We start from the raw sequence: 8,947 nt of genomic DNA on the forward strand, positions 1-8,947 counted from the left end.
CACCCCCGCCACGTGCGCCGCCGCGACCTCACCGATCGAGTGCCCCACCACGAAGTCCGGCCGCAGACCCCACGACTCCACCAGCCGGAACAGCGCCACCTCCAGCGCGAACAGCGCCGGCTGCGCATACCCCGTGTCGTCCAGCAGCGCGGCCTCCGCCGACCCCTCCGCCGCGAACAGCACCGGGCGCAGCGGCCCGGCCAGCCGTCCCTCGAAGCCGGCGAGGACGGCGTCCAGCGCGTCGGCGAACACCGGGTGGGCGGCGTACAGCTCCCGCCCGGCGCCGGGGCGCTGCGAGCCCTGGCCGGGGAAGAGGAAGGCGGTCCTCCCGCCCAGGGCCGAGCCCTGGACGAGCTGCGGCGCGGCCTGGCCGTCGGCGAGGGCGTGCAGGCCCTGCGCCAGCTCGGCGCGGTCGGCGGCGAGCACGGCGGCCCGGTGGTCGAGCAGCGTGCGGGTGGTGGCCAGGGAGTGGCCGAGGTCGCGGACCGTCAGCTCCGGGTGCTCGGCGAGGTGGCCGAGCAGCAGGGCGGCCTGTTCGCGCAGTGCGGCGGGCGTCGCGGCGCAGAGCGGGACGGGCAGCGGCCGGTCGTCCGGGCGCTCCTCGGCGGGCTCGGCCGCGGGCGGCGCCTCGACGATGACGTGGGCGTTGGTGCCGCTCGCGCCGAAGGCGGAGACGCCGGCCCGGCGCGGGCGGCCGGTGGCGGGCCACGCGGCCTCCTCGGTGAGGAGTTCGGCGGCGCCGGCCGTCCAGTCGACGTGCGAGGACGGCGTGCCGGTGTGCAGCGTGCGCGGCAGCAGGCCGTGCCGCATGGCCAGCACCATCTTGATCACGCCGGCCACGCCGGAGGCGGCCTGGGTGTGGCCCAGGTTCGACTTCAGCGCGCCGATCAGGACGGGCCGTTCGCGGTCCTGGCCGTAGGTGGCGAGCAGCGCCTGCGCCTCGATCGGGTCGCCGAGCTTCGTACCGGTGCCGTGCGCCTCGACGGCGTCGACCTCGGCGGCGCTCAGCCCCGCGTTGGCCAGGGCGCGCCGGATGACGCGCTGCTGGGAGGGGCCGTTGGGCGCGGTGATGCCGTTCGACGCGCCGTCCTGGTTGATCGCGGAGCCGCGCAGGACGGCCAGCACCCGGTGGCCCCGGCGCTCGGCGTCCGAGAGCCGCTCGACCACCAGGACGCCGACGCCCTCGGACCACGCCGTGCCCTCGGCGTCGTCGGAGAACGTACGGCAGCGCCCGTCCGGGGACAGCGCCCCCATCTCGCCGAACTCGACGAACCCGACCGGGCTCGACATCACCGTCACGCCGCCCGCCAGGGCCAGCGAGCACTCGCCGGACCGCAGGGCCTGGGCGGCGAGGTGCAGGGCCACCAGCGAGGACGAGCACGCGGTGTCCACGCTGACCGAGGGCCCCTCCAGGCCGAGGGTGTAGGAGAGCCGGCCGGACAGCAGGCTCGCGGACTGCGCGGTCTCGACGTGCCCGAGCTGGCCGATGGCCGGCCGGTAGTCGCCGCTGCCGCCGCCGATGAACACGCCGGTGTCGCCGCCGCGCAGGCCCGCCGGGTCGATCCCGGCGCGCTCCAGCGCCTCCCACGCGGTCTCCAGCACGAGCCGCTGCTGCGGGTCGACGACCATCGCCTCCCGTGGGGAGACCCCGAAGAAGGCGGCGTCGAACTCGGCCGCGTCGTACAGGAACCCGCCCTGCTGAGTGACGCTGCGCCCGCGCCCGTCGCGGTCGCCGTGGGCGAGCCGCTCGAGGTCCCAGCCGCGGTCCGCCGGGAACGGGCCGATCGCGTCGCCACCCTCCCGCAGCAGCCGCCACAGGTCCTCGGGCGAACGGACGCCGCCCGGGTAGCGGCAGCCCATGCCGACGATCACGATCGGGTCGTCGGTGTCGGCGGCGACCGTCGGGCGCTCCGTCTCCTGCGCCTCGTCGAAGAGTTCGGCTCGGAGGTGGGCGGCGAGGGCGGCCGGGGTCGGGTAGTCGAACACGAGGGTCGCGGGCAGGCGCAGGCCGGTCGCGGTGTTGAGCCGGTTGCGCAGGTCGACGGCGGTCAGCGAGTCGAAGCCGAGGTCCTTGAACGGGTGCCCGGACGGCACGTCGTCCGCGTCGGCGTGGCCGAGCACGGCGGCCGACTCGGACCGCACGATCTTCAGCAGCGCCTCGGTGCGCTCGGGCGCCGACCGCTCCCGCAGCCCGGCGCGCAGCGCGTCGGCCTTGCCGCAGGACGCGCCTGCCGCCTCCTGCGGCTCGGCGGCGACGCGGGCCTCGGGCAGGTCGGCGAAGAGCCGGGCCGGCCGGGTCTCGGCGAAGGCGGGCGCGAAGCGGTCCCACGCCACGTCGGCGACGGTGACGGTGGAGCCGTCGAGGTCGGCGCCGAGGGCCGTCAGGGCGCGGCCGGGGGCGACGGGCGGCAGCCCGTTGGCCCGCAGGTGCGCGGCCAGGGAGTCGGGCGTGCTGCCCGCCCAGGCGCCCCAGGCGACGGCGGTGGCGACCCGCCCGGCGGCACGGCGGGACTGGGCGAGGGCATCCAGGAGGGCGCTGGCGGCGGCCTCCTCGGCCCGGCCCTTGACCCCCCAGGTGCCGGCGATCGACCCGAACAGCACGTAGGCGTCGAGCTCCCGGTCGGCGAGCGCCTCGTCGAGCGCCGCCAGGTCGGCGAGCAGCCCGGCCAGGGGGTCGCCGGGCTCGGCCGACCGGCCGGTGTAGAGGACGGCGGAGAGGTCCGCCAGCCCGTGGACGCAGTCGCCGGGAGTGCCGGCGACGAGGGTCAGGTCGGTACCGAACTCGGCGAGCGCGGCCCGCAGTTCCACGAGCGACGGCTCTTGGCCGCGCCCGACGAACCCACCCGGCCCGTCACCGGCCGCCTCGGGCACGCCGGCCACATCGGGCGACACGTCGCCCCCACCGGCGACAGGAGCCGGCTCGCCCGTCAGCACCACCACGTGTCCGGCACCCGCCTGGGCGAGCCAGCGGGCCGTGGGAGCCGCGTGGCCCTCCGGGTCGCCGACCACCAGGACCGTGCCGCGCGGAGTCCACGGGCGTGCCGTGTCGGCCGTCGTGGCGCGCACGAGCCGGCGGACGAAGGCCCCGGCAGGGCGCAGCGCCAGTTGGTCCTCGCCGACCCCGGCCGTCAGCAGGGCCCGCAGGCGAGCGGACGTACGGGCGTCGGGGGCCTCGGGCAGGTCGATCAGCCCGCCCCAGCGCCGGGGCTGTTCGAGCGCGGCCACCCTGCCGATGCCCCACACCGCCGCCTGCGCGGCGTCCTGCGGGGCCTCGGTGTCGCCGACGGCGACGGCGCCCCGGGTGAGGCACCACAGCGGGGCCTCGACGCCGGCCTCGCCGAGGGCGGCGAGCAGGCGGTCCGGCCGGGCGAGTCCGGCGGGCACACCACCGGCGGCGACGAGCAGGGACACCACACCGGTGATCGGCCCGGCGATCGGAGGCAGGTCCACGGCGTCATCCGCCACCCGTACGGCCTCCGCACCGAGACCCGCGAGCACCGCGGACGTCCAGGAGTCGTCTTGCCCCTCCGCCACGAGCGCCAGCCACGTCCCCGGCAGGGCTTCCGGCCCGCCAGACACCGCGTACGGCTTCCAGACCGCCCGGTAGCGCAGCCGGTCCGCGTCCGTCCGCTCGCTCCGGCGGCGGCGCCAGGCCGAGAGGGCGGGCAGCAGCGCGCCGAGCGACGACTCGTCGTCCAGGCCCAGGGTCGTGCCCAGCGCAGCCGTGTCGGCACGCTCGACGGCGGACCAGAACGCGGCGTCCGCCGGGTCCTGCGCGCCCACGGGCTCGGGTGCGCGCTCGGGCCAGTACAGCTCGCGCTGGAACGGGTAGGTGGGCAGGTCGGCCCGGCGGGCGCCGGTGCCGTCGAAGAGGCGCGCCCAGTCGACCGGCACGCCCACGACGTGCAGTCGGGCCAGCGCCGTGACCAGCGAGTGCTCCTCCGGCCGGTCCCGCCGAAGGGTGGAAGCCGTCACGCTCCTCGCGCCGAGGCCGCGCTCGGCGAGGGCGGCGAGGACGCCGTCCGGGCCGAGCTCCAGGAAGGCGGTGGCTCCCGCCTCCTCCAGCGCCCGGACGCCGTCGGCGAAGCGGACGGTCTCGCGGACGTGGCGCACCCAGTACTCGGGCGACTCGACACCGTCGGCGAGCGCGCCCGTCAGGTTGGAGACCAGCGGGATCGACGGCGCCGCGAACGCGAGCCCGTCGAGGACGGCCCGGAAGTCGTCGAGCATCGGCTCCATGAGCGGCGAGTGGAAGGCGTGCGAGACGTTGAGCCGCGTGGTCCGCCGGTCGGCGAAGTGCGCCTCGATCGCCGCGACGGCCCGCGCCGCCCCCGAAACGACCACCGACGTCGCGCCGTTCACGGCGGCGATCGACACCGACTCGTCCAGCAGCGGCAGGACTTCGTCCTCCGAGGCCTCCACGGCGAGCATCGCGCCGCCCTCCGGAAGCGCCTGCATCAGCCGGCCGCGCGCCGCGACCAGCGTGCACGCGTCCTCCAGGGAGAACACCCCGGCCACGTGCGCGGCGGCGATCTCACCGATCGAGTGACCGGCCACGAACTCCGGTCGCACGCCCAGGGATTCGACGAGCCGGTACAACGCCACCTCGACGGCGAACAGCCCGGCCTGGGCGTACTCCGTCCGGTTCAGCAGCCCGGCGTCCGCCCCCCAGACCACGTCCCGGAGCGGCAGCTCCAGCAACTGGTCCAGCCGTGCGCAGACGCCGTCGAAGGCCTCGGCGAACACCGGGAAGCGGGCGTACGACTCCCGTCCCATGCCGAGCCGCTGCGAGCCCTGTCCGGAGAACAGGAACGCGGTCGACCGCTCCCCCGCCACCCCGCGCGCGACCTCCGCACCGTCCAGCAGCACCGCGCGGTGCCCGAGCGAGGCCCGCCCGACGGCCAGCGAGTACGCCACGTCCGGCGCGGACGGCGCGGACGGCCCGTCCAGCCCGGCCAGCCGACCGAGCGAAGCGTCCAGCGCGGCCTCGGACTTGGCCGAGACCACCCACGGCGCCGCGCCCACCGCCGACACCGGACCCTCCGGCTCGGGAGCCGCGGGCGCCTGCTCCAGCAGCACGTGCGCGTTGGTGCCGCTGACGCCGAAGGCGGAGACGCCGGCCCGGCGCGGGCGGCCGGTCCGCGGCCAGTCGCGGGCCTGCGTCAGGAGCTCCACCGCGCCGGCCGTCCAGTCGACGTGCCGGGAGGGCGCATCGACGTGCAGCGACTTCGGCAGTGCGCCGTGCTGCATGGCGAGCACCGTCTTGATCACGCCGGCGGCGCCGGCGGCGGCCTGGGTGTGGCCGAGGTTCGACTTCACCGAGCCGAGCAGGAGCGGCAGTTCGCGCTCCCGCCCGTAGGCGGCCAGCAGGGCGTGCGCCTCGATCGGATCGCCGAGGGCGGTGCCGGTGCCGTGCGCCTCGACGGCGTCGACCTCGGCGGCGGTCAGGCCCGCGTCGGCGAGGGCCGCGCGGATCACCCGCTGCTGGGCCCGGCCGTTGGGGGCCGTCAGCCCGTTCGAGGCGCCGTCCTGGTTGACGGCGGAGCCGCGCACGACGGCGAGCACCGGGTGCCCGTTGCGCCGCGCGTCCGAGAGCCGCTCCAGCACCAGGACGCCCGCGCCCTCGGACCACGCCGTGCCGTCGGCGCCGTCGGCGAAGGGCTTGCAGCGGCCGTCGGCGGCCAGTCCGCCCTGCGCGGTGAACTCGACGAAGGCGTCCGGGCTCGACATCACCGAGGCGCCGCCGGCCAGGGCCAGCGAGCACTCCCCGGCGCGCAGCGCGCGGGCGGCCAGGTGGAGGGAGACGAGCGCGGAGGAGCACGCGGTGTCGACGGTGACGGCCGGGCCCTCCAGCCCGAGGGTGTAGGAGAGGCGGCCGGACAGGACGCTCGCCGTGTTGCCGGTGGCGGCGTGGCCCCGCACGTCAGCGGTGCCGCGGCGCAGCACGGTCAGGTAGTCCTGGCCGTTGGTGCCGACGAAGACGCCGGTGTCGCTGCCGCGCAAGCGGTCGGGGGCGATGCCGGAGCGCTCCAGGGCCTCCCAGGAGGTCTCCAGCAGCAGGCGCTGCTGGGGGTCCATCGCGAGGGCCTCGCGGGGCGAGATGCCGAAGAAGCGGGCGTCGAAGCGGCCGACGCCGTCGAGGAAACCTCCGTGGAGGGTGGCGGAGCCCCCGCGGCCGAGGGCGTCGAGGTCCCAGCCGCGGTCGGCGGGGAACGGGCGGATGGCGTCGGCGCCGTCGCCGAGCAGCCGCCAGAGGTCCTCCGGCGTCTCGATGCCGCCGGGGAAGCGGCAGGCCATGCCGACGATCACGACGGGGTCGTCGGCGACGTCGCGCGCGGCCGGGGCCCGGTCGGGTTCCGGGAGGGTGCCGAGGAGTTCGACGAGGAGGTGGGCGGCCAGGTCGGCCGGGGTCGGGTGGTCGTAGACGAGGGTGGCGGGCAGGGTGAGGCCGGTGGCGGCGGTGAGGGCGTTGCGCAGTTCGACGGTGGTGAGGGAGTCCATGCCGAGGTCGGTGAAGGGCTGGTCGGCGCCCACGCGCTCGCCGCCCGCGTGGCCGAGGACGGCCGCGACGCGGGTGCGCACGAAGTCGAGGACGAAGCGCTCCCTGGCCTGCTCGGACAGTTCGGCGAGGCGCCGGCGCAGCCCGGTCTCCGGGGCGGTGGCCGCAGGACGGCCCGTCGCCCCGGCCAGCGCGGCGATCAGTGGGACGGGCCGCTGCGCGGTGAAGACGGCGGCGAAGCGCTGCCAGTCGATGTCGGCGACGGTGAGCGCGGTGTCGTCGTGGTCGAGGGCGTGGCCGAGGGCGGTCAGGGCCCGCTCGGGCGCCATCGGGGCGTATCCGCCGCGGCGCACCCGCTGTTCGACGCCGGCTCCGGCCATGCCGTCGCCGGCCCAGGGGCCCCACGCGATGGCGGTGGCGCGCAGGCCGCGGGAGCGGCGCTGCTCGGCGAGGGCGTCGAGGTGGGCGTTGGCGGCGGCGTAGTTGGCCTGGCCGGCGGCGCCGAGGGTGCCGGCCGTGGAGGTGAAGAGGACGAAGGCGGCGAGGTCGGTGTCGCGGGTCAGCTCGTCGAGGTGGTGTGCGGCGTCGACCTTGGGGCGGAACACCTCGGCGAAGTGCTCGGCGGTCAGGGTGTCGAGGGTGCCGTCGGCGACGACGCCGGCGGTGTGGAAGACGGCGGTGAGCGGCCGGTCGGCGGGGACGGCGGCGAGGACGGCCGCGAGGGCGTCCCGGTCGGCGGCGTCGCAGGCGGCCAGGGTGACGTCGGCGCCGAGGGCGGCGAGGTCGGCGCGCAGCCGCTCGGCCCCGGGGGCGTCCGCGCCGCGGCGGCTGAGCAGCAGCAGGTGTTCGGCGCCCTGGGCGGCGAGGCGGCGGGCGAGCTGCCCACCGAGGCCGCCGGTGCCGCCGGTGATCAGGACGGTGCCGGCGGGCACGTACGGCCGGGCGGCAGCGCGCTCGCCCGACGGCCGGCGCACCAGACGCCGGGCGAAGGTGCCGCAGGCGCGGACGGCGAGCTGGTCCTCGCCGTCGGTGCGGGCGAGCGCGGCGGCCAGGCGGCGCAGCGCGGTGTCGTCGAGCTGCTCCGGCAGGTCGATCAGCCCGCCCCACCGGGTGGGCAGTTCGAGGGCGGCCGAGCGGCCGAGGCCCCAGACGGCGGCCTGCCGGGGGTCGGCGGGTCGGTCGGAGCGGCCGGTGGCGACGGCGCCGCGGGTGAGGCACCACAGCGGCGCCTCGACGCCCGCGTCGCCGAGGGCCTGGACGGCGGTGACGGTGGCGGCGAGCGGCTCGTCCCCGAGGGCGAGCAGGGACAGGACGCCGGTGAACTCGCCTGCGGACGAACGCAGTTCCGAGGCGAGCGCGGCCCGGTCACCGGAGACGCGCAGGGTCACCCCGTCGACCGGCCCCTCCACCCACGGCGCGCCGTCCGACGCGAGCACCAGCCAGCGGCCGGACGGCCGGGCCGCGGCGGCGCCCGTGGCGTCGAGCGGCGTCCAGGAGGCGCGGTAGCGCCAGGCGTCCACGGTGGAGCGCTCGCGGCGGGCGCGGCGCCAGGTGGAGAGGGCGGTCACGGTGTCGGTGTCGAGGTCGAGCCCGGCGCCGAGCGCCGCGAGGTCGCCGCGGTCGACGGCGGCCCAGAACTCGGCGTCCACCGGGTCGGTGCCGGCGGCCGCGGCGGGCCGCCCCTCCGGCCAGTAGCGCTCCCGCTGGAACGGGTAGGTGGGCAGGTCGGCGCGGCGGGCGCCGGTGTCGGCGAAGACCGCCGCCCAGTCCGGGCGCAGGCCGCCGACGGCGAGGCGGGCGAGCGCGGCCGTGAGGGCCGCGACGCCGGGGCGGCCGCGGCGCAGCGCGGGCACGCCGGTGAGGCGGGCGCCGTCGCCGAGCGTGGCGCGGGCGGCGGCGGTGAGGACGCCGTCGGGGCCGAGTTCGAGGAAGGCGGCGGCGCCGTGGCCCGCGAGGGCCTGGACGGCGTCGGCGAAGCGGACGGTGCCGCGCACCTGCCGGGCCCAGTACTCGGGCGCGGCGAGCTCGTCGGCGGTGGCGGGCGCGCCGATGACGGTGGAGATGAGGGGGATCGCCGGGGCGTCGTAGGTGAGCGTGGCGGCGACGCGGGTGTAGGCGTCGAGCATCGGCTCCATGTGCGGCGAGTGGAAGGCGTGCGAGACGCGCAGCCGCTTGGTGCGCCGCCCGCCGAACTGCGCGGCGATGCGCAGGACTTCGTCCTCGTCGCCGGCGATCACCACCGACGTGGGCCCGTTGACGGCGGCGATGGAGACGCCGTCCGTCAGCAGCGGCAGCACCTCCTCCTCTGTCGCCTCGACGGACACCATCGCTCCCCCACCGGGGAGTTGCGACATCAGCCGCGCCCGGGCCGCGACCAGCGTGCAGGCGTCCTCCAGCGAGAACACCCCCGCCACGTGCGCCGCCGCGACCTCACCGATCGAGTGCCCC

General features: G+C 77.5%; 1 protein-coding gene. It reads right to left on the reverse strand.

The features are described from left to right. Window positions 1-8,947, reverse strand: an 8,947-nt coding sequence (locus PUR71_RS10175; RefSeq protein WP_329926268.1) for a type I polyketide synthase, incomplete at both ends; no start/stop codon positions are given.

The organism is Streptomyces sp. SP17BM10, assembly GCF_036322405.1.
Lineage (GTDB): Bacteria > Actinomycetota > Actinomycetes > Streptomycetales > Streptomycetaceae > Kitasatospora.